Source organism: Pseudomonas sp. 57B-090624, from assembly GCF_003234055.1.
GTDB lineage: Bacteria > Pseudomonadota > Gammaproteobacteria > Pseudomonadales > Pseudomonadaceae > Metapseudomonas > Metapseudomonas tohonis.
In genome coordinates, this window is record NZ_QKRU01000033.1 from 1 (window position 1) to 21,821 (window position 21,821).

Annotated in this window: 18 protein-coding genes and 1 pseudogene; 6 read left to right on the forward strand and 13 right to left on the reverse strand. The window is 67.5% G+C overall.

Annotated elements, in window-relative coordinates; all coding sequences use genetic code 11:
• Positions 1–792: catalase family peroxidase (locus tag DMX10_RS16670; protein ID WP_111262111.1), on the reverse strand; the 792-nt coding region annotated here is incomplete at its 3' end.
• A gap of 134 nt (positions 793–926) precedes the next feature.
• On the opposite strand from DMX10_RS16670, the gene DMX10_RS16675 reads away from it, so the two are divergent.
• The gene (locus DMX10_RS16675) at positions 927–1,436 is read left to right on the forward strand and encodes a sigma-70 family RNA polymerase sigma factor (RefSeq protein ID WP_111262112.1); all 510 of its coding nucleotides are present in this window, start codon (positions 927–929) and stop codon (positions 1,434–1,436) included.
• Complete coding sequence (locus tag DMX10_RS16680) at positions 1,433–2,185, forward strand: anti-sigma factor (RefSeq protein WP_111262113.1); 753 nt, start codon at positions 1,433–1,435, stop codon at positions 2,183–2,185. The genes DMX10_RS16675 and DMX10_RS16680 overlap by 4 nt, the downstream gene beginning before the upstream one ends.
• 159 nt (positions 2,186–2,344) lie before the next feature.
• On the opposite strand, the gene DMX10_RS16685 is transcribed toward DMX10_RS16680, so the two are convergent.
• From DMX10_RS16685 to DMX10_RS33640, 3 genes and pseudogenes are all read right to left on the reverse strand, one after another.
• The gene (locus tag DMX10_RS16685) at positions 2,345–2,941 is read right to left on the reverse strand and encodes an NADPH-dependent FMN reductase (RefSeq protein ID WP_111262114.1); all 597 of its coding nucleotides are present in this window, start codon (positions 2,939–2,941) and stop codon (positions 2,345–2,347) included.
• 135 nt (positions 2,942–3,076) lie between these two features.
• Entirely contained in the window at positions 3,077–3,832 is a 756-nt protein-coding gene (locus DMX10_RS33635) for a methyl-accepting chemotaxis protein (RefSeq protein ID WP_371921701.1), read from the reverse strand.
• Positions 3,833–3,982: 150 nt separating this feature from the next.
• Positions 3,983–5,221 (reverse strand): annotated as a pseudogene (locus DMX10_RS33640) (chemotaxis protein); the annotation flags it as partial.
• Positions 5,222–5,460: 239 nt separating this feature from the next.
• Between DMX10_RS33640 and DMX10_RS16695 the strand changes: the two are divergent.
• The 3 genes from DMX10_RS16695 (at position 5,461) to DMX10_RS16705 (ending at position 9,800) form a co-directional block, all read left to right on the forward strand.
• Positions 5,461–6,780 carry a Na+/H+ antiporter family protein gene (locus tag DMX10_RS16695; RefSeq protein ID WP_111262116.1) on the forward strand — a complete coding sequence of 440 codons (1,320 nt, stop codon included), beginning with the start codon at positions 5,461–5,463 and terminating at the stop codon, positions 6,778–6,780.
• Positions 6,781–6,904: 124 nt separating this feature from the next.
• On the forward strand, positions 6,905–8,587 hold the full coding sequence (locus tag DMX10_RS16700) for a methyl-accepting chemotaxis protein (protein WP_111262117.1): 1,683 nt from the start codon (positions 6,905–6,907) through the stop codon (positions 8,585–8,587).
• Between the two features lie 145 nt (positions 8,588–8,732).
• A complete protein-coding gene (locus DMX10_RS16705; protein WP_111262118.1) occupies positions 8,733–9,800 on the forward strand; it encodes an AI-2E family transporter in 1,068 nt (355 codons plus the stop codon).
• 7 nt (positions 9,801–9,807) lie between these two features.
• On the opposite strand, the gene DMX10_RS16710 is transcribed toward DMX10_RS16705, so the two are convergent.
• Complete coding sequence (locus DMX10_RS16710; RefSeq protein WP_111262119.1) at positions 9,808–10,332, reverse strand: alpha-ketoglutarate-dependent dioxygenase AlkB; 525 nt, start codon at positions 10,330–10,332, stop codon at positions 9,808–9,810.
• Positions 10,333–10,486: 154 nt separating this feature from the next.
• Between DMX10_RS16710 and DMX10_RS16715 the strand changes: the two genes are divergently transcribed.
• Entirely contained in the window at positions 10,487–11,689 is a 1,203-nt protein-coding gene (locus tag DMX10_RS16715) for an alpha/beta hydrolase (protein ID WP_146603019.1), read from the forward strand.
• 95 nt (positions 11,690–11,784) lie between these two features.
• Here the strand turns inward: DMX10_RS16715 and nuoN are convergent, their stop codons facing one another.
• From nuoN to nuoG, 8 genes are read right to left on the reverse strand one after another with little or no spacing between them, the layout of a single operon-like run.
• Positions 11,785–13,260, reverse strand: a complete 1,476-nt coding sequence (gene nuoN, locus DMX10_RS16720) for an NADH-quinone oxidoreductase subunit NuoN (RefSeq protein ID WP_111262121.1) — start codon at positions 13,258–13,260, stop codon at positions 11,785–11,787.
• 20 nt (positions 13,261–13,280) lie between these two features.
• Positions 13,281–14,810: an NADH-quinone oxidoreductase subunit M gene (nuoM, locus tag DMX10_RS16725; protein ID WP_111262122.1), complete on the reverse strand. Its 1,530-nt coding sequence runs from the start codon at positions 14,808–14,810 to the stop codon at positions 13,281–13,283.
• A gap of 25 nt (positions 14,811–14,835) precedes the next feature.
• Positions 14,836–16,683, reverse strand: coding sequence for an NADH-quinone oxidoreductase subunit L (gene nuoL, locus DMX10_RS16730; RefSeq protein ID WP_111262123.1), 1,848 nt, complete (start codon positions 16,681–16,683; stop codon positions 14,836–14,838).
• A complete protein-coding gene (gene nuoK / locus DMX10_RS16735; RefSeq protein ID WP_031287559.1) occupies positions 16,680–16,988 on the reverse strand; it encodes an NADH-quinone oxidoreductase subunit NuoK in 309 nt (102 codons plus the stop codon). The genes nuoL and nuoK overlap by 4 nt, the downstream gene beginning before the upstream one ends.
• Before the next feature lie 7 nt (positions 16,989–16,995).
• On the reverse strand, positions 16,996–17,496 hold the full coding sequence (gene nuoJ / locus DMX10_RS16740; protein WP_021219043.1) for an NADH-quinone oxidoreductase subunit J: 501 nt from the start codon (positions 17,494–17,496) through the stop codon (positions 16,996–16,998).
• A gap of 10 nt (positions 17,497–17,506) precedes the next feature.
• Positions 17,507–18,055 carry an NADH-quinone oxidoreductase subunit NuoI gene (gene nuoI / locus DMX10_RS16745; protein WP_021219042.1) on the reverse strand — a complete coding sequence of 183 codons (549 nt, stop codon included), beginning with the start codon at positions 18,053–18,055 and terminating at the stop codon, positions 17,507–17,509.
• 11 nt (positions 18,056–18,066) lie between these two features.
• Complete coding sequence (nuoH, locus tag DMX10_RS16750) at positions 18,067–19,059, reverse strand: NADH-quinone oxidoreductase subunit NuoH (protein ID WP_111262124.1); 993 nt, start codon at positions 19,057–19,059, stop codon at positions 18,067–18,069.
• Positions 19,056–21,764: an NADH-quinone oxidoreductase subunit NuoG gene (gene nuoG, locus DMX10_RS16755; RefSeq protein ID WP_111262125.1), complete on the reverse strand. Its 2,709-nt coding sequence runs from the start codon at positions 21,762–21,764 to the stop codon at positions 19,056–19,058. Before nuoG ends, nuoH begins: the two co-directional genes overlap by 4 nt.
• Positions 21,765–21,821: the final 57 nt, after the last annotated feature.

Sequence of the window (21,821 nt, forward strand, 5' to 3'; positions counted from 1 at the left end):
GGCCAGGGTCAGCACCAGGTGCCAGCGCAGCGGCCCCCGTTGCAGGCGCTGGAGCAGGTCGTGGGCGAGGAAGTCCTTGTCGTCCGCCTCGCCGGCCAGCGGCTGGTAGGGCGTCTCCGGCTCCATGGCCCAGCGCACGTAGCGACCCTTGCCGTCGCCGTCCACCAGGCGGAAGGCGTTGATGCTGTTATAGGTGGCGTTGGCGAAGCTGTTGGAGGGCTTGTTGTCCTTGGCCCACTGGCGGAAGGCGGCGCTTTCCGGGTGGGCGGCGAAGAAGGCCTGCAGGCGCGCCGGGTCCGGCTTGCCGGTGGCCGGATCGGGTTTGGAGGCCAGCACCTGCTCGAAGAAGCCCTCGATGGTGGACACCGGCAGCACCGGTGGCGTGTTCATGCCGGTGCGCCATTCCTGGCCGCTGGCCGTGCGCAGCTGCAGCGCCAGGCTGCGCACCGGCACGCTGGCATCGGGCGCGTAGGGGTTGCTGCCGCCGATGGCCAGGCGCCCGACCACCGGCACGTCGCCCGGGGCGAACACCTCGGCGCGGGAAAGGCCGGCGGCCGCGCCGTTGCTGGCGAAGTGGCCGCTGATGCAGAGGCCCTTCGCGTGGTTCTTGCGGTAGCCGGGGTAGCTGCCGGCGTTGGCCTCGAAGGTATCGATGATGCGTTGCGGGGTCAGGCGCTGCGGGCCGATCCAGCCGGCGACATAGGCGAAGGTGCCGGCCAGCGTGGCCAGGCCGAGGCCTATCAGCGCCAGGCGGCCCAGGGTCTGGGAGGGGGAAAGCGGGGGTTGGCTCATCGGTGGCTCCAGGGTGAGCGATCGGGTCGTCGAGCCTGTGGGACGAACGGGATGGAGATTTATTCCCGGCACCTGGAATAAAGTCGTTTCCCGGGCGTCTTCCTGCACCCGATCCACGACGAGCCGCGCCACCCATGCACGACATCGATGACGACGAACTACGCGAGCTGTTGCAGCGCCTGCGCCGCTTCGCCCTGTGGCTGACGCGCAACCCCGCCAGCGCCGACGACCTGGTGCAGGCGACCCTGGAGCGGGCGCTGGACGGCCGCGCCGGGCCGCGTACCGATGGCAGCCTGCGTGCCTGGCTGTTCGCGATCCTCTACCGCAAGTTCCTCGACGGCCAGCGGCGTGCACGGCGCTATGCGCGCATCCTCGAGTTCTTCGGCGCGGCGCCGGCCGAAGCCCCCTCCACCGAGGAACTGGTGATGGCGCAGTCCACCCTGGAAGCCTTCGCCAGGCTGCCGGCCGAGCAGCGTGCGCTGCTGGTGCTGGTGAGCGTCGAGGGCCTGAGCTACAAGGAGGCCGCCGTGGCCCTGGACGTACCCATCGGCACCGTGATGTCCCGCCTGTCCCGGGCGCGCAAGGCCCTGCGCGAGCTGGCCGAGGGCGAAATCGCCAACCCACCGCTACGGATACTCAAATGAATCGCCTGGAACCCAGTGAGAACGACCTGCACGCCTACCTGGACGGCCAGCTGGACGCAGGCCAGCGGGCCTGGGTGGAAGCCTGGCTGGCGAACGACCCCGAGGCGCGCGCGCGCGTGGAGGCCTGGCGCCGTGATGCCCAGCAGCTGCGGGCCGGCCTTGCCAACCTGGAAGCGCGCCCGACCAACCCGGCGCTGGACCCGCTGGCCATCCGCCGCTCCCTGCGTGCGCGTCGGCGCCAGCGCCTGGCCACGGCCGCCGCGCTGGTGCTGGCCCTGGGCTTCGGCGGCCTGGGTGGCTGGCAGGCCCGCGACCGCACGTTGCTGGCGGAGAACCCGCCGATGCAGGACGCCCTGGAGGCCCACCGCCTGTTCGCCACCGGGCAGGCCGGCGTGGTCGACGTCGCCGCTCGTGATCCGGGGCAGTTGCAGGCCTGGCTGGACCAGCGCTTCAGCCATGCCTCGCGCATCCCCGACCTCGCGCCCTACGGTTTCCACCCCGTGGGCGGGCGCCTGCTGACCAACGAGCAGGGCGTCGCGGCCATCCTGCTGTTCGAGGATGTGGGCGGGCAGCGCATCAGCCTGTACCTGCGCTCGCCGGGCTCGCTCTATGCCGAGATGCCCGCCGGCAACCGTCGCGATGGCGAGCTCCAGGCGCGCTACTGGTCACGCGATGGCTACAACTACGCCCTGGTCGCGCCCAGCGATGATCCGCGCGGCGAGGTGGTGCAGCGGGCGTTCTCGTTGTAAGCCGGGCACCGCCGGTTGGCGCCGAGCGCAGCGCGGGCGGCTCATGGGGACACCTGCGTGATGGGAGCGCAGTGGTGGCCGGGTGACGCGTCGTCCACCCTGCCGGGGCGCAGCGGTTGGAAGCGGGAGCCCCGCGCCGACTGGCGCGGGGCGGGGCAGTTACATGCCGTTGGCGAAGGCCGGGATGCTCAGGTCGATGGTTTCGCGGACGGGTTTCAGCGCGCTGGCGTACTTGGCCAGGATGTCTAGGTCGTAGTCCATGCGTGCGCGGATGCGCTGGTCGTCTTCACCGGTCACTTCGGCGCCGTTGAGCACCTTCTCCACGCCGCGCACGATCAGGTGCTCGGGCAGGTAGCAGAGGCGGCAGTTCTTGTAGCTGGAGGCGCGCAGCTCGCTGATCGGGTAGCCGCCGCCGATGCCGGAGGACACGCCCACCAGCAGGCCCGGCTTGTGCGCCAGTTCCGCCTTGCTGGCATAGATGAAGAAGTTCTTGATCGCCGGGCAGGCCATGCCGTTCCACTCGGGGGCGATGACGATCACCGCGTCGGCGGCCTTCAGCTGCTGCTGGAATTCGGGCCAGGGCCCCGTGTCTTCGGCCGGCCACAGGGGCAGCGGCTGGGCGCCCAGGTCGATGACGCTGGTGTGGGCTTCGCTGGCCAGTTGCAGTTCCACCAGGCGCTGGCGAATGAAGCGGGCGACCTTGCCGGACTGGCTGTTGGCACGGCTGGAGCCGGCGACTATGGCGTAGTTGAGCATCTCGGGTTTCCTTGCTGAGGGATGACGCAGGCTAGCTGGCGGCGAAACGGCGGACAAGCACCGGCGCGTCAGTGGGGCGGGCAAATGGTGTCAGGGCGCGGTGGACGCCCTGGCGCGGGCGTCCACTGCTGCGCATCAGGCGCGGAACTGGTCCATCAGCCCCTGCTGGTGGTTGGCCAGGCGGTTGAGCGCCTGGCTGACCTGGGCGGATTCCTGGGCCTGGCCGGAGAGGGATTCGGTGACGTCGCGGATGGCGGCGACGTTGCGGTTGATCTCCTCGGCCACCGCGCTCTGCTCCTCGGCGGCGCTGGCGATCTGCAGGTTCATGTCGGTGATCACCGCCACCGCGTCGCCGATGCGCTGCAGGGCGGCGACCGCGTGTTCGACCTGCTCGACGCTGCCCTGGGCCTGGCGGTGGCTGCTGTGCATGGAGCCGACCACTTCGCGGGTGCCGTTCTGCAGGCCTTCGATCACCTGGCGGATTTCCTCCACCGAGTCCTGGGTGCGCTTGGCGAGGTTGCGTACCTCGTCGGCGACCACGGCGAAGCCGCGCCCGGCCTCACCGGCGCGGGCCGCCTCGATGGCGGCGTTGAGGGCCAGCAAGTTGGTCTGCTCGGCGATGGCGCGGATCACCTCCAGTACCGAGCCGATCTGCTCGCTGCTGCTGGCCAGGCCCTGGACCTCCTCCATGGCGGCGCTCATCTCGCTGGCCAGTTGCTCGATGGCGCTGGTGGTCTTGCCGATCACCCCAAGGCCCTCGCGGGTGGCGTGGTCGGCGCCGCGTGCGGCTTCGGCGGCCTGGGCGGCGCTGCGGGCGACGTCCTGGGCAGTGGCGCTCATCTCGTGGGAGGCGGTGGCGACCTGGTCCACCTCGCGGTACTGCTGCTGCATGCCGGCGCTGGTCTGGCTGGCGATGGCGGCGGACTGGTCGGCCGTGCTGCGGGCGTCCTGCACCGAGCGCTTAACGTCGGCGATGATCGGTTGCAGCTTGTCGAGGAAGCGGTTGAACCAGCCGGCCAGTTCGCCCAGTTCGTCCTGGCGCGCATAGTCCAGGCGGCGGGTGAGGTCGCCTTCGCCGCTGGCGATGTTCTTCAGCATGGCGGCCACCCCGAGGATGGGCCGGGTCACGCCCAGGGCGGTGAGCCACACCAGCAGCAGGCCGATCACGGCGGCGGCGAGGCCGATCAGGGTGGCCACCAGGCTGCTGGAGGCGCTCTGCTCATCGAGTTGCGCCTCGAGCTTCAGGGCCGGGCCCAGCAGGACCTTGTCCGGCACTTCCAGCAGCACGCTCCAGGCGGCGCTGGTGGGGATCGGCTTGAACGGCTGAATGACGCGCAGGACGCCATCGTGGTCGATTTCGGCGGATTTGCCGGCCGTGACCACCGAGGCGATCTCGCTGGCGTCGGTACCGAAGGCCTTGTCCAGCTTGAAGCTGAGCTGCGAGGCGTCGCGGCTGTGGCCGGCGAGCAGCCCGGTGGGGCTGATGATGCTGACCTGGCCCTGGCCGTCGTAAAGGTCCTTGCTGCCATCGATGCTGAGCTGCTGGAGGCTGTCCAGGCTGATGTCCAGGCCCATGACACCGATCACCTTGCCGTTCAGCTCCAGGGGGAAGGCGATGCTGGTCATCAGCACCTTCTTGCCGCCGACGTCGTCGTAGTAGGGCTCCAGCACGCAGGAATCGCGGGTCTTCAGCGGGCAGGTGTACCAGGTGTTGTAGGGCATGCCGCTGGCCATGGGGCTGCTGTCGCCGAGCAGCTCCTCGGTCATGGATTCGGACTCCAGCTTGCCGGGGGTGGCCTGCGACCAGTAGAGCGAGAAGCGCCCCTTGTCGTTGCTGCCCAGCTCGGCCTGGTCGATGAACAGCTCGTCCTTGCCGTCCAGGGCGTTGGGCTCGAACACCAGGTAGAGGCCGAGCAGGTTGGGGTTGGCCTCCAGGCTGGTCTTCACCTGGCGGGTCATGTCCTCGCGCAGGTCGAAGGCGTCGAGGAAGCGCTTCTCGGCCTGGTCCTTGAGGAACAGCACCTGGCGCGAGAAGCCCTTGCCGTACTGGTAGGTGTCCATGAAGTAGCGCTGGATGCGCAGGGCCTGCAGCTCGCCACGGGCCTGCATGCGCTGGCGTGCGCTCTGGTCGAGCATCTGCGAACTCGCGGACTTCACCAGCTCGGCGCTGCGCTTGGACTGGTAGAGCGAGGCACCGACCAGGAGGGTCACGATGGCCAGCAGGCAGAGGCCGGCGAGCAGGGTGATCTTCCACTGAATGGACAGGCGACTGAACGGCATGGGGCTTTCCTTCTATCTCGTCGGACTGCAAGCCGCTATCGGCGCGGCAGGGAAAAACTTGATGCGCCTGCCATGGCGATGCGGCTCCATACGGAATGCATGGGAGCGGCGAATCTGGATGCAAATATTATGCACAGGGCGTCCAGTATTTCGCACGGCGTTTCTTTTGACACCCGCCCGCTCATTCGGCAGAGTACGCGGCTTTTTTTGCGGGACACCGCAAGGCGGGAGAGAAGCGGATGAATGCAGTGATTGTAGCTGTCGCCATCATGCTGGTGCTGAGCCTGTGCCGGGTGCACGTGGTGATGGCCCTGGTGATCGGCGCGCTGGCGGGCGGCCTGCTCGGCGGCCTGGGCGTGCAGGGCACGCTGGATGCCTTCAACAAAGGCCTCGGTGGTGGCGCGACCGTCGCCCTGTCCTACGCGCTGCTGGGGGCTTTCGCCGTGGCCATCGCCCGCTCCGGGCTGGCCCACGCGCTCGCCGACAGCGTCGTCGGGCGGGTCGAGCGTGGCGGGGATGCGGGCGGCGCTGCGCTGAAATGGGGCCTCATCGCCCTGTTGCTGGGCGTGGCCATCTCCTCGCAGAACATCCTGCCGATCCACATCGCCTTCATCCCGCTGCTGGTGCCGCCGCTGCTGTACGTGCTGACGCGCCTGCAGATCGACCGGCGCCTGGTGGCCTGCGTGATCACTTTCGGCCTGGTCACCCCCTACATGTTCCTGCCGGTGGGGTTCGGCAACATCTTCCTCAACGAGATCCTGCTGGCCAACGTGGCGAAAAGTGGCGTCGACGTTACCGGTGTGAACGTCACCGAGGCGATGGTGATACCGGCGCTGGGCATGGTGGCCGGCCTGTTCCTGGCCGTGTTCGTCAGCTACCGCCGCAAGCGCACCTACGACCTGGCGCTGATCGCCCGCGCCGAGCAGGTGGAGGCCAGGTACGACCGACGCAGCCTGGCGGTGGCCGGCCTGGCCATCGTCGTCGCCTTCGTGGTGCAACTGTGGCTGGACTCGATGATCGTCGGTGCGCTGGTGGGCTTCCTGGTGTTCTCGTTGTCGGGCGTGGTGCGCTGGAACGAGGTCGACGACCTGTTCACCCAGGGCATGAAGATGATGGCCATGATCGGCTTCATCATGATCGCCGCCGCCGGTTTCGCCGAAGTGATGCGCGCCACCGGCCAGGTGACCAGCCTGGTGGAGGCCTCCGCCGCGCTGATCGGCAACAGCCAGGCCCTGGGTGCGCTGCTGATGCTGCTGGTGGGCCTGCTGGTGACCATGGGCATCGGCTCTTCCTTCTCCACGGTGCCGATCATCGCGGCGATCTTCGTGCCGCTGGGCATGCAGCTGGGCTTCAGCCCGCTGGCCATCGTGTCCATCGTCGGCACCGCCGGGGCCCTCGGGGACGCCGGTTCGCCCGCCTCGGACTCGACCCTGGGCCCGACGGCCGGCCTCAATGTCGACGGCCAGCACGACCATATCTGGGACACGGTCGTCCCCACTTTCCTGCATTACAACCTGCCGCTACTGGCATTCGGCTGGGCGGCGGCCATGCTTCTCTGACAGCCCCCGTGCCATCCGGCCGAACGTCGGTGTCGGCCGGGTGCTACAGCTATTCACGGGGCTGCCGATAAGCGGTCGATCCCGTTTCGTTTTCCCGGCCTGCCTCCCTTCAAGGAATGGAAATATGCGCCTGACACTCAAATCCAAGGTCCTGCTGCTGGCGCTCGCGCCGGTGATCCTCTTCGCCCTCGTGCTCAGTGGCGCCGCCGCCAAGGTGCTGCTCGACCTGGCGGAAGGCGAGGTGAAGGAAACCCGCGAACGGCTGATCCAGGAGAGCCGCCAGGAGCTGCAGCACTACATGCAGATCGCCCTGGGCTCGGTCCAGACCCTCTATGACGCGTCCCCGGCCAACGATATGGCCACCCGCGACAAGGCCATCGAGATCCTCAAGAAGATCAAGTACGGCAAGGACAGCTACTTCTTCGCCTACGATTCGCAGGTGATCCGCCTGTTCCGCGGCGACAGCCCGGTGGACGTGGGCAAGAGCTTCTCGGGCCGCAAGGACGTCAACGGCGTGCCTGTCAACGACGAGCTGGTCCGGGTCGCCAAGGATGACAGCCACTACGTGTTCTACAGCTCGCCCCTGCCGGGCAACGAGAGCGTGCAGGTGCCCAAGCTCGGCTACACCTACTACCTGCCCAAGTGGGACATGGCGCTCGGCACCGCGGTGAACCTCGATGGCGTGGAGGCCCAGGTGGCGGTGGTGCAGGAGGCGATCGACGCGCGCATCAGCACCATCCTCACCAGCATCGCGGTGATCGCCGCGATCCTGCTGGTGGTGTTCGGCATCATCGGCACCGCGCTGAGCAACGCCTTCCTGCGTCCCCTGCAGCAGATCAAGGCCAACCTGGACGACATCGCCGCCGGTGAAGGCGACCTGACGCGCCGTTTGCCGGCCGACAGCCATGACGAACTGGGCGAACTGGCCGGTTCCTTCAACCGCTTCGTCGAGAAGATCCACGGCCTGGTGCGCCAGATCGTCGACATGACCGGCCAGCTCACCGGCCTGGTGGGGGAGGTGTCGGCCCAGGCCCACCGCTCCGAGCAGGCCATGGAGCGCCAGCGCCACGAGACCGACCAGGTGGCCACGGCGATCAACGAGATGTCCGCCGCCGCCCACGAAGTGGCCAAGAGCGCCCAGGGGGCCGCCGAGGCCGCCCAGCAGACCGACCAGGAAGGCCAGGCGGCGAAGAAGGTGGTGGACGGCAGCATCACCCGCATCCATGCGCTGGTGGGCGATATCCGCGAGAGCGGTGCATCCCTGGACAGCCTGCAGCAGGACGTGCAGTCCATCGTCAGCGTGCTGGGGGTGATCCGCTCCATCGCCGAACAGACCAACCTGCTGGCGCTCAACGCCGCCATCGAGGCCGCACGGGCCGGCGAGGCGGGGCGCGGCTTCGCCGTGGTCGCCGACGAGGTGCGCGCGCTGGCCAGCCGCACCCAGCAGAGCACCCAGGAAATCCAGGGCATGATCGACCGCCTGCAGCAGGGCACCCAGGAGGCGGTGACCTCCATGCGCCGCTCCAGCGATGCCGGCGAGATCACCAGCGAACAGGCCAACCAGGCCGGCTCCTCGCTGGACGCCATCGCCCAGCTGATCGGCACCATCAATGCGATGAACGCGCAGATCGCCAGCGCCGCCGAGGAGCAGACCGCCGTGGCCGAGGAGATCAACCGCAGCGTGCACCAGATCGCCGTCGCCGTTGACAGCGTCGCCGACGAAACCCAGCAGGGCGCCCAGACCGCCCGCAGCCTGGCGGCCCTCGGCGAGCGCCTGGGGGCGCTGGTGCGCCAGTTCCGCATCTGATCCGGTTGCCGTCCGTGGGGGCGAATCCTTATGCGGTTCGCCTCCCCGGGCTGAAGCCCGGGCTACACGCCACCCCGTAAAGTCTTCGCACTTTGCCCGCTTCGCGGCGGACTAATCAGGAACTCTCCCTGATGGCGTCCGCTCCATGTCCGAATCCCGCTACCCCCTCGAAATCCGTTCGCTGATCCTGCTGCTGGTCCTGGTGACCCTGGCCTTCGGCTGGATTCTCCTGCCGTTCTACGGCGCGGTGTTCTGGGCGGTGGTGCTGGCGGTGGTGTTCAGCCCCCTGCAACGACGGCTGGCCCTGAGGATGGGCGGGCGCGGCAACCTGTCGGCGCTGATTTCCCTGGGCGTCTGCCTGCTGGTGGCGATCCTGCCGGTGTTCCTCATCGCCGCCTTGCTGGTGCAGCAGGGTGCCGATCTCTACCAGCGGCTGGATTCCGGCGAGCTGGACGTCGGCTCCTATGTCGCGCGGGTTCGCGAGGTGCTGCCCGAATCCCTCCAGCACCAGCTCGACCGCTTCGGCCTCAACGACTTCGACGGCTTGCGCGACCGCATCGTCAGCGGCGCCATGCAGGGCAGCCAGTTCATCGCCACCCAGGCGTTCTCCATCGGGCAGGACACCTTCCAGGTGGTGATCGGCTTCTTCCTCATGCTCTACCTGCTGTTCTTCTTCCTGCGCGATGGCCTGGATATCGTCCGTGGCATCCGCACGGCGGTGCCCCTGGGGGACAACCACAAGCGCCGCTTGCAGATCAAGTTCACCCGCGTGGTCCGTGCCACGGTCAAGGGCAACGTGGTGGTGGCGGCGCTGCAGGGCACCCTGGGCGGGCTGATCTTCTGGGTGCTGGACATCCCCAGCGCGCTGCTCTGGGGCGTGATCATGGCGTTTCTCTCGCTGTTGCCGGCGGTGGGCTCGGGGATCATCTGGGCGCCGGTGGCGGCCTACCTGCTGCTTTCGGGCAGTACCTGGCAGGGCGTGGTGCTGGCGGTGTTCGGGGTGCTGGTGATCGGCATGGTGGACAACGTGCTGCGCCCCATCCTGGTGGGCAAGGACACGCGCATGCCCGATTACCTGGTGCTGCTCTCCACCCTGGGCGGGTTGTCGCTGTTCGGCCTCAACGGCTTCGTCATCGGCCCGCTGATCGCCGCGCTGTTCATGTCCAGTTGGGACCTGTTCGCCAGCACGCGGCGCCAGGTGAGGCTGCCCTGACCCGCGTTCAGCGCAGGATGCGGCGGAAGGTCAGGCTGATGCGCGGGCCGGCCGTCTCCACCCGGGGAATGGCGTGCAGCCACTGGGCCTGGACCGCCTGGTCCATGTACAGCAGCGAGCCCGGCAACAGCTCCCGGGTGACTTCCCGCTGGCGGTCCGCCTTGCTGCGGAAATGCATCGGCCGTGCGCTGCCGAGCGAGAGGATGGCGACGCCGGTATCCGGGGCCAGTTCGGAGCAGTCGTCGGAATGGAAGCCCATCGAGGATTGGCCGTCTTCGTAGAGGTTGAGCAGGCAGTTGTTGGGCAGGAAGCCCAGCCGACGGTGCAGCCGCTCGCACAAGGCCTGGAGGGCATCCGGCAATCGGGTGGCGGGGTAGTCGATCTGCGAGTAGTTGTAGGCGACGCCATAGCTGGCGGTGCGGCGGGCGCGCATCCGTGTATCCCACTCGACGCTGGCCATCAGATGCTGGAAGAGCGCGTCCGGGGCATCGAGGAAGTGCGGGTCGAACAACAGGTCGGGCGTGTCGTGCATGGGGCGGCATCCTTGCTGAAGGGGAAATTCTATGCCGAGGACAGGCGTCATGTATCGGCGGGTTTACCCAGTCTTTACCCTGAGCTGACCGACGCTGCCGGCACCGGTGCCGATAATGCCGGCTTCCTTCCCTGGTCTTCCGTCGGCTATCGCCATGCCCAATCCCCGTTCCCGTCGTTTGCGTTTTTCCCTGCTGCCTTTGCACCTGGCCATCGCCCTGGCGCTGGGGGCCTGTTCCAGCCCGCCGGAGAAGCCCCAGGACCAGGTGGCTGCCATTGAGGAGGCGCGCCAGGGCGGCTACGCGCCGACGGTCGGGCCGGTGCAGGGCTGGGATGCCATCTGGACGCTGGGCGGGCAAACGCTGGAAGTGAGCTGGCTGGCGCCGGCCGGCGAGCACGGCGCCGCGCCGCTGGTCCTCTACCTGCCGGGGCTGGGGGCGTCGGCCCGTTCCGCTGAACTCTGGCGCCGCGCCTGGGCCGAAGCGGGCTATGCGGTGCTGTCGATCCAGATGCCGCAGCAGGGGCGCGCGCTGTATTCCAGTGGCGACGCCCAGGCCGGGGCCTTCCGCAAACTGGCCCAGGACAACTACTCCCAGGCGTCCCTCAGGCAGCGCATCGCCCTGGCCCAGGCGGCACTGGCCGAGGCGGCGAAACGCGGCCGGGCGGGTGACCCGGCGCTGGCGGGGGTGGACTGGGACAACTGGATGGTGGCCGGCTTCGATCTGGGGGCGCAGACCGCCGCCGCCCTGGCCGGCGAGCGTGGCAATGGCCAGGCGCGGCTTTCCGCCCTCAGGCCCAAGGCGGCGATCCTGCTCAGCCCCTATGTGGAAAGCAGCTACGACACCGACCGCTTCACCCATATCGACGTGCCGGTGCTGAGCATCAGCGGGCCCCGCGACGAAGACCCCTTCAGCTGGATTCCCTCGCCCCAGCAGCGCCAGGTGCTCTGGCGCGGGCTGCAGGTGAACGACAGCTACCTGCTGACCCTGATCGAGGCCGATCACGCGTTGCTGGGGGGCGAACTGCCACGCCCGATGGGCGGGCCGGGGCACGGTGGCGAGCGTGGCGGGCCGGGTGGCGGCATGGCGCGGCCACCGGCTTTCAATGAGGGCGGTGGTGAGGGACGCCGAGGTGGCCCAGGTGAAGGCCCTGGCGGTCGCCATGGCGGCCGCAAGCCTGGCGCCGGCGGTGGCATACGCGAGCACTTCGACCCTCGGCAAGCCGCTTATGTGCAGGCAGTGACCTTGGCATTTCTCGATTCGCGCCTGCGCCATGCGACGGCGGCGGGCCAGTGGCTGGACCAGAGCGCGGCGACCTGGCTGGGCCATGGCGCCTGGCTGGAGAAGAAGAACCCCTGACCGCTGCGGCGGGGGAGGGGAGCACTCGCGCACTTCCTGCTCCCGGAAAAGAAAAAACCCGGCCTAGGCCGGGTTTTTCATTGCAGCGGCTGGCCTCAGTGAGCCAGGGCCACCAGGCCGGAGTGCTGGACCAGGTCCAGCAGCGGCTGCGGGTAGACGCCGAGGAAGAACGCCAGCAGGGCGACGAACAGCAGCATGATGCCGCCGGCGCGTTGCGCCCAGTGCAGGTCGGCGTCGTGGCGGCGCAGGTTGGGCTCCACCAGGAACAGGGTGACCATGACCCGCAGGTAGTAGAAGACGCCAATGGCGCTGCCCAGGACCATCACGCCCAGCAGCAGCCACAGGCCCGACTCGACGCCGGCGGCGATGACGAAGAACTTGCCGATGAAGCCTGCGGTGAGCGGGATACCGGCGAGCGACAGCATCATCACGGTGAGCACCGCGGTCAGGTACGGGCGGCGCCAGAACAGGCCGCGGTATTCGTACAGGGCGTCGCAGTCACGGCCGTTGTACGGGGTGGACATCAGTGTCACCACGCCGAAGGCGCCGAGGCTGGTCAGCACGTAGGTGGCCAGGTAGACGCCGATGGCTTCCACGGCCATGCCCTTGCTGGCGATCAGGGCGATCAGCAGGTAGCCGAAGTGGGCGATGGAGGAGTAGCCCAGCAGGCGCTTGATGTTGTTCTGCACCAGCGCGAGCAGGTTGCCGAACAGGATCGAAGCGATGGCGATGGCGCCCAGCAGGTCGTTCAGCCAGCCGCCGGCGGTGGCCGGGGAGATCTGGTACAGGCGCAGCAGCACGGCGAACACGGCGACCTTGCTGGCGGTGGCCAGGAAGGCCGAGACCGGTGCCGGGGCGCCTTCGTACACGTCCGGGGTCCAGAGGTGGAAGGGCACCAGGGACAGCTTGAACGCCAGGCCGATCAGCATCATGCCGATGCCCAGGTGGACCAGCATGTTCTGCGCGCCTTCGGCGGAGAACTTCGCGCCGATGCCGGTGAAGCTCAGGGTGCCGGCGTCGGCGTAGAGCAGCGCCATGCCGAACAGCAGGAAGGCGGAACCGGCGGCCGAGAGCACCATGTACTTGATGCCGGCTTCCAGCGAACGCTTGTTGAAGAAGGCGTAGGCGACCATGCCGTAGACCGGCACCGAGAGCAGCTCCAGGCCGATGAACAGGCCGGCCATGTGCTGCGCGGTGACCAGCACCAGGCCGCCGCAGGCCGACAGCAGGATCAGCAGGTACATCTCCTCGCGGTTGCCCGGGTAGCCCTGGCCGGTGTTGCCGCCCAGGTAGGCGTGGATCAGGGTGACGCAGGCGAGGGTCGAGGCCAGCACCAGGCCCATGTAGTAGCAGCCGAAGGTGTCGATCTTCAGGAGCGGGGTGACCTCGATGGGCGTGACGCCCAGGGCCGGGATGATCGCCAGCAGTGCCAGGTTGAGGCCGATCACCGAGAGCCCGAAGGTCAGGGTGTGGTTGCGCTTCCAGGCGATCGCCAGCATCACTACGACGACCGTGGCACAGGCGACGAGCAGCGGCAGCAGGGCGATCAGGTGTTGAGTCGTGAATTCCACAGCGTGATGTTCCATAACAGCTACCGGGCCGAGGCGAGTTGGGTGAAGGCTGCATCCAGCCACTGATGCACGCCGTGCATGCTAGCGGCGGAGGTGTCCAGCACCGGTTGCGGGTAAACGCCCAGGAGGATCAGCAGGACGGCGAGGCCGAGCACCATGGTCAGCTCGCGGGGCTTGAGGCCCAGCAGCGGGGTGTCGGACTTGGCCGGGCCGAAGTAGGCGCGGTGAATCATGATCAGCGAGTAGACCGAGCCGAACACCAGGCCGGTGGCGGCGATGACGGTGACCCAGGCGGCCTTCTGGAAGGAGCCGACCAGGATCAGGAACTCGCCGACGAAGTTGCCGGTGCCGGGCAGGCCGAGGGCCGCTGCGGCGAAGAACAGGCTGATGGCCGGCAGGTAGGGCATGCGGCCCCAGATGCCGCCCATCTCGCGCATGTCACGGGTGTGCAGGCGCTCGTAGAGCTGGCCGCAGAGGATGAACAGCGCCGCGGCGGAAAGGCCGTGGGCCATCATCTGCACCACCGCGCCCTGCAGGGCGATCTGGCTGCCGGAGTAGATGGCGATCAGCACGAAGCCCATGTGGGAGACGCTGGAGAAGGCCACCAGGCGCTTGATGTCGGTCTGCGCGAAGGAGAGCAGGGCGCCGTAGATGATGGCTAACACGCCGAGCCAGTGGGCGATGGGCGCGAACTCGGCCGATGCATGGGGGAACAGCGGCAGGGCGAAGCGCATCAGGCCGTAGGCGGCGGTCTTCAGCAGGATGCCGGCCAGGTCCACGGAACCGGCGGTCGGTGCCTGGGCGTGGGCGTCCGGCAGCCAGGAGTGGAACGGCACCACCGGGAATTTCACCGCGAAGGCGATGAAGAAACCGAGCATCAGCAGGTATTCGGCGGTCGGGGTGAGCTGGACCTTGAGCAGGTCTGCGTAGTTGAAGGTCATCACGCCGGTGTTGTTGTAGTTGATCAACACCAGGCTGAGGATGGCCACCAGCATCACCAGGCCGCTGGCCTGGGTGAAGATGAAGAACTTGGTGGCGGCGGTGATGCGGGTCTTGCCCTTGCTGCCGCTGTGACCCCAGAGCGCGATGAGGAAGTACATCGGCACCAGCATCATTTCCCAGAAGAAGAAGAACAGGAACAGGTCGACGGCGAGGAACACGCCGACGACGCCGCCGAGGATCCACATCAGGTTCAGGTGGAAGAAGCCGACGCGGTTCTGGATCTCGTTCCAGGAGCAGAGCACGGACAGCACGCCCAGCAGGCCGGTGAGGGTGACCATCAGGACCGACAGGCCATCCATCGCGAGGTGGATGGTGATGCCGAAACGCTCGATCCACTGGACCTTGAACTCGTGCGCCCACACCGGGCCGGCCTCGGGGGAGGGCGCCAGGGTGAAGTCGCCGGTGGCCCACAGCCAGAGGCCGAGGCCGAACAGCAGGGACATGGTCAGCAGCGCGATCCAGCGCGGCAGGGTGTTGCCGAAGCGCTCACCTTGCCAGCACAGCAGGCCGCCGATGAAGGGGATCAGGATTAGCCAGGGCAGAATCATGACGGGCTGGTTTCCTTAAGAAGATTCAAGTCAGCAACACGGCGCCGAGCACGAGCACGGCTCCGCCGACCAGGGATACTGCGTACCAGCGCAGCTGGCCGGTCTGGCTGCTGCTCAGCAGGCCGTTACCGCCCCGCACGATGCGTGGGATCAGGCCGATGCCGGAGTCGATCGGGTCATGACCGAGCAGGCGGGTGATCAGCAGGTACGGTTTGACGAACAGCTTGTCGTAGACCCAGTCGAAGCCCCAGGCGGCGTACCACCAGGCACCGAGGAAGCGGCCCGGTGCGCTCTGGGCGACGGCGCTGATGAAGCGACGCTTGCCGAGGAAGAGCAGGGCGGCTAGGAGGATGCCCGCCAGGGCGATGGCGCCCGAGGCGATCTCCAGGCTGTGCTGCGCTTCGCCGCCGGCATGGCCGACGCTCTGCGGCAGCACACCGTGCAGCGGCGGGGTGATCAGCGCGCCGACAAAGGTGGACAGCACGATCAGCACCGACAGCGGCAGCCAGTGGGCCACGCCATGGCCGGCATGGGCCTCGGTCTTGGCCTCGCCATGGAAGGCGATGAAGATCAGGCGGAAGGTGTAGATCGAGGTCAGGAAGGCACCGGCCAGGCCTGCGTAGAGCAGCCACTGGTGGCCGCTGGCGAAGGCTTCCCAGAGGATCTCGTCCTTGGAATAGAAGCCGGCGGTGACCAGGGGCAGGGCCGCCAGGGCCGCGCCGCCGACGATGAAGCTGGCGTAGGCCAGCGGCAGCTTCTTCCACAGGCCGCCCATCTTGAAGATGTTCTGCTCGTGGTGGCAGGCGTTGATCACCGCACCGGAGGCGAGGAACAGCAGGGCCTTGAAGAAGGCGTGGGTCATCAGGTGGAAGATCGCCGCGTCCCATGCGCCAACGCCCAGGGCGAGGAACATGTAGCCGATCTGGCTCATGGTGGAGTAGGCGAGGATGCGCTTGATGTCGGTCTGCACCAGCGCGGCGAAGCCGGCCAGTACCAGGGTGACGCCACCGACGATGCCGACCAGTTCGAGGATCTCGGGGGTCAGCAGGAACAGGCCGTGGGTACGGGCGATCAGGTAGACGCCCGCGGTGACCATGGTGGCCGCGTGGATCAGTGCGGAAACCGGGGTCGGGCCCGCCATGGCGTCGGCCAGCCAGGTCTGCAGCGGCAGCTGGGCGGACTTGCCCACGGCGCCGCCGAGCAGCATCAGGGTGGCGATCCACAGCCAGGCGTCGCCGGCGACGTATTTCTGCGGGGCCAGCACCATCAGCTCCTGGATGTTCAGGGTGCCCAGGTGCATGAACAGCAGGAACAGGCCGATGGCCATGAACACGTCGCCGATGCGGGTGACGATGAAGGCCTTGAGCGCGGCGTTGCCGTTGTTCGGGTTGCTGTAATAGAAGCCGATCAGCAGGTAGGAGCACAGGCCCACGCCTTCCCAGCCGAAGTACAGGAACAGCAGGTTATCGCCGAGCACCAGGAACAGCATGCTGGTGATGAACAGGTTGGTGTAGGAGAAGAAGCGCGAATAGCCTTCTTCACCGCGCATGTACCAGGAGGCGAACAGGTGGATCAGGAAGCCGACGCCGGTGACCACGCCCAGCATGGTCAGCGACAGGCCGTCCAGGTACAGGGTGAAGCTCGGGGCGAAGCCGTCGACGTTCATCCACTGCCAGAGCACCTGGGTGTAGACGCCGCCTTCCGGCGGGGCGACGTTGAACTGGAAGATGATCCAGGCCGCGGTCAGTGCGGAGAGGCCTACGGAGCCCACGCCGATGACGGCGGAGGTGTTTTCGGAGAAGCGCCCGCGGGAGAACGACAGGATCAGCCAGCCGAGCAGCGGGAAGAGGAAGGTCAGGAATAGAAGGTTCATCCGCGCATCTCGCTGGCAGCGTCGATATCGAGGGTGTGGAAGCGGCGATACAGCTGCAACAGGATCGCCAGGCCGATGCTGGCCTCGGCGGCTGCGAGGGTGATCACCAGAATGAACATGATCTGGCCGTCGGCCTGCGCCCAGCGGGCACCGGCGACGACGAAGGCCAGGGCGGCGGCGTTCATCATCACTTCCAGGCTCATCAGTACGAAGAGGATGTTGCGGCGCACCATCAGGCCGACCAGCCCGAGGCCGAACAGCATGCCGGCGACGGCAAGGCCATGTTCCAGGGGGATTGCTTGCAGCATGGCGTTACTCCTTCGCTTCGTGGCGGCCGAGGTGGTAGGCCGCGACTAGGGCTGCCAGAAGCAGCATGGAGGCGAGTTCGACGGCCAGCAGGTAGGGCCCGAAGAGGCTGATGCCCACTGCCTTGGCGTCTACCGTGGTCTGGCCGATGGTGGCGCCGCTGCTCTGGCTGAACAGCACGTAGAGCAGTTCGGCCAGCAGGGCCAGGGACAGCGCCGAAGGGCCGACCCAGATGCCGGGCTTGAGCCACTTGCGTTCCTGCTCGACGATGGCCGGGCCGAGGTTGAGCATCATCACCACGAAGACGAACAACACCATGATGGCGCCGGCGTAGACGATGATCTCCAGGGCGCCGGCGAAGGGGGCGCCGAGGGCGAAGAAGCACATCGAGACGGCCAGCAGGGAAATGATGAGGTAGAGCAGCGCATGCACCGGGTTGGTGTTGGTGACCACTCGCAGGGTGGACACGACCGCGACGCCTGCAGCGAAATAGAAAGCGAATTCCACGCACGTCTCCTTAGGGCAGCAGGCTCTTCACGTTGATCGGCTCGGCTTCGTTCTGCGCGGCGCCTTTCGGCTTGCCGGCAATGGCCATGCCGGCCACGCGATAGAAGTTGTAGTCCGGATTCTTGCCGGGGCCCGAGATCAGCAGGTCTTCCTTCTCGTAGACCAGGTCCTGGCGCTTGTACTCGCCCATCTCGAAATCCGGGGTCAGCTGGATCGCGGTGGTGGGGCAGGCTTCCTCGCACAGGCCGCAGAAGATGCAGCGGGAGAAGTTGATGCGGAAGAACTCGGGGTACCAGCGACCGTCCTCGGTCTCGGCCTTCTGCAGCGAGATGCAGCCGACCGGGCAGGCCACGGCGCACAGGTTGCAGGCCACGCAGCGCTCCTCGCCGTCGGGGTCGCGGGTCAGCACGATGCGGCCACGGTAGCGCGGCGGCAGGTACACGGGCTCTTCGGGGTATTGCAGGGTGTCACGCTTGCGGAAGCCGTGGGAGAACACCATCACCAGGCTGCGCAGCTGGGTGAAGGTGCCGACCACCACGTCATAGATGTACTTGATCATGGTCTTTCTCCTTACTGGGCCGTGGCCAGCACGACGGCGCCGGTCACCAGCAGGTTGATCAGGGTCAGCGGGAGGCAGAACTTCCAGCTGAAGGCCATCACCTGGTCATAGCGCGGACGCGGGATCGACGCGCGGAGCAGGATGAACAGCATGATGAAGAAGGCGGTCTTCAGGGCGAACCAGATGAACGGGATCTGCGGCAGGATGCCGAAGGGACCGTGCCAGCCGCCGAAGAACAGGGTCACCAGCAGCGCGGACACCAGCACGATGCCGATGTACTCGCCGACGAAGAACATGCCCCATTTCATGCCGGCGTATTCGATGTGGTAGCCGTCGGCCAGTTCCTGTTCCGCTTCCGGCTGGTCGAACGGGTGACGGTGGGTCACGGCGACGCCGGCGATGAAGAAGGTACAGAAGCCGAAGAACTGCGGAATGATGAACCACAGGTGCTGGGCCTGGTATTCGACGATGTCGCGCAGGTTGAACGAGCCGACCTGGGCGACCACGCCCATCAGCGACAGGGCCAGGAACACCTCGTAGGAAACGGTCTGGGCCGAGGCGCGCAGGCTGCCGAGCAGGGCGAACTTGTTGTTGCTCGACCAGCCGGCGAAGAGCACCGCGTACACGGTGATGCCGGCCATGGCGAAGAAGAACAGGATGCCGATGTTCAGGTCCGCGACGCCCCAGGTGGGGGTGATCGGGACCACGGCGAAGGCGATGAGCAGGGCGCTCATGGCGATCACCGGCGCCAGGGTGAAGATCACCTTGTCGGCGAACGGCGGCGTCCAGTCTTCCTTGAAGAACATCTTCAGCATGTCGGCGGCGATCTGGAACATGCCGAACGGGCCGACGCGGTTGGGGCCGTAGCGATCCTGCCACCAGCCCAGCAGGCGTCGTTCGACGAAGCTGAGCAGGGCGCCGCAGACGACCACGGCAAGCAGGATGACGATGGCCTTGACCACCGCGATGATGACGTCGATCACCTCGGGAGTGAGCCAGCTCATTGCGCGGCCTCCTGCAGCAGGGTCACGGTGGCACCGGCGATGGCACCCGGGATGCCCGGCAGGCCGGCAGGCAGGCCGACGAGGCCGGCGGCCAGCTCCTCGCGGACCTGCAGCGGCAGGCGCAGGGCCTGGCCCTTGACGCGCAGCGACAGCATGGCGCCGTCGTTCACGCCCAGGCGGTCCGCCTCGGACTTGGCCAGGGCGACATAGGCCTCGGGCATGCGTTCCTGGATCGGCGCGGCGCGGGAGGAGTTCTCCTCGCTGCCGAACAGGTGATGGAAGGGGACGACCTGCCAGGTGCCTTGCGCGGGGTTGAACGGAGCGACGGCGGCGAACCAGGGCAGGGCGGCGCCCTTGGCCTCGATCAGGCGCACACCCGGGTCACCGGCGCGCAGGTGGCCACCGACTTCGTCCTGGAACTTGTTCCAGGCCTGGGGCGAGTTCCAGCCCGGGGACCAGGCGAAGGGGATCTGCTGGCGGGGTTCGGCGCTGCCGGCATAGCCTTCCATGGAGAAGGCGAAGGGCGAGTCCTTGTCCTGCGGCTGGCGCGGCTCGTGCACGCTGATGTTGGCGCGCATGGCGGTACGACCGCTGTAGCGGTGCGGTTCGCGGGCCAGCTTCAGGCCCTTGATGCGGAACGAGGCACTGGGCGCGGCGTCGCGGATCGACGCCAGCAGGCTGCTGCTGTCGGCGACGGCGGCGGTGACCTGGTCGAGCTGGGTCCAGTCGACGGACTTGCCTTCCAGGGTGCTGTGCAGGGCGTGCAGCCAGCGCCAGCCCTCGCGAACGAGGATGTTGGCGTCGTAGTAGGTCGGGTCGTAGACCTGGAAGAAGCGCTGGGCGCGGCCTTCCTGGCTGACCAGGGTGCCGTCGCCTTCGGCGAAGCTGGCGACCGGCAGTACCAGATGGGCGCGCTCGACGGTCGCGGTCTGCTGGTGATCGGCGACGATCACCACCTTGGCGGCGGCCAGCGCGGCGTCGACCTTGGCGGCTTCGGCGCGGCGGTACAGGTCGTTCTCCAGTACCACCACGGCGTCGGCCTGGCCGGCGGTCAGGGCTTGCAGGGCGGCGTCCAGGGATTCGCCGCCAAACAGGGCGAGGCCCATGCTGTTGGCTTCCGGCACCACCAGGCTGATGGAACCGTTCTTCTCACGGTTCTTCAGGGCGCTGGCGATGTTGGCGGCGGCTTCGATCAGGGCCTTCTCGCCCAGGGAGGAGCCGGAGACGATCAGCGGACGCTTGGCTTGGATCAGGGCGTCGGCGATGGCCTTGACCAGCTCGGCGGCCTCGCTGTCCAGGCCGTCCACGGCCGGGGCGCTCGGGTCGATGGCATGGGCCACGGCGAAGCCGATGCGGGCGAGGTCGGCCGGGGCGGCGTGTACACACTGGGTGGCCACGTCGTCGAGGCGGGTTTCGGCGACACTGGCGATGAACAGCGGGTTCAGCGCGTCCTGGGCGACGTTCTGCACGGCCGCCATGTGCCAGTCCTGGATCTTCATCGAGGCGGCGATCTCGGTGGCCTTGCCCTTGACCGACTGGCGCAGGGCCAGGGCGACGCGCGCGGCGGTCTGGGTCAGGTCTTCACCGAGCACGAACACGGCGTCGTGGCTTTCGATGTCACGCAGGGTGGGCACCGGCAGCGGGCCGTTCTGCAGGATGTCGCGGATCAGGCGGATGTTTTCCAGCTCACCCGCGGCGATGCCGGAGTAGTAGTTGGCTTCGCCCACCAGTTCACGCAGGGCGAAGTTGGACTCCAGGCTGGCGCGGGGTGAGCCGATGCCGATCACGCGCTTGCCCTTGAGCAGCTCGGCGGCCTTGTCCAGGGCGGCGTCGAGGCCCAGTTTCTGGGTGCCGAACGACGGCTGGCGCGGGCGATCCTCGCGGTTGACGTAGCCATAGCCGAAGCGGCCGCGGTCGCAAAGGAAGTACTGGTTCACCGAGCCGTTGAAGCGGTTCTCGATGCGGCGGATCTCGCCGTAGCGTTCGCCGGGGCTGATGTTGCAGCCGCTGGAGCAGCCGTGGCAGATGCTCGGGGCGAATTGCATGTCCCACTTGCGGTTGTAGCGCTCGGAGTGGGTCTTGTCGGTGAACACGCCGGTCGGGCAGACCTCGACCAGGTTGCCGGAGAACTCGCTCTCGAGGGTGCCGTCCTCGACCCGCCCGAAGTAGACGTTGTCGTGGGCGCCGTAGACGCCGAGGTCGGTGCCGCCGGCGTAGTCCTTGTAGTAGCGCACGCAGCGGTAGCAGGCGATGCAGCGGTTCATCTCGTGGGAGATGAACGGGCCGAGCTGCTGGTTCTGGTGGGTGCGCTTGGTGAAGCGGTACCGGCGCTCGTTGTGGCCGGTCATCACCGTCATGTCCTGCAGGTGGCAATGGCCGCCTTCCTCGCACACGGGGCAGTCGTGCGGGTGGTTGGTCATCAGCCATTCGACGACGCTGGCGCGGAACTGCTTCGCCTCTTCGTCCTCGATGGAGATCCAGGTGTTGTCGGTGGCGGGGGTCATGCAGGACATGACCAGGCGGCCGCGCTTGTCGTTTTCGTCGGTGTACTGCTTGACCGCGCACTGGCGGCAGGCGCCGACGCTGCCGAGCGCCGGGTGCCAGCAGAAGTAGGGGATGTCGAGTCCGAGGGACAGACAGGCCTGCAGGAGGTTGTCTGCACCATCGACTTCGAGCGTCTTGCCGTCTACGTGGATAGTGGCCATGGTTCAGTCTTCATCTGCCCGTTTGACCGGGCTTGGCTAATGGAATCAGGTTGCGGT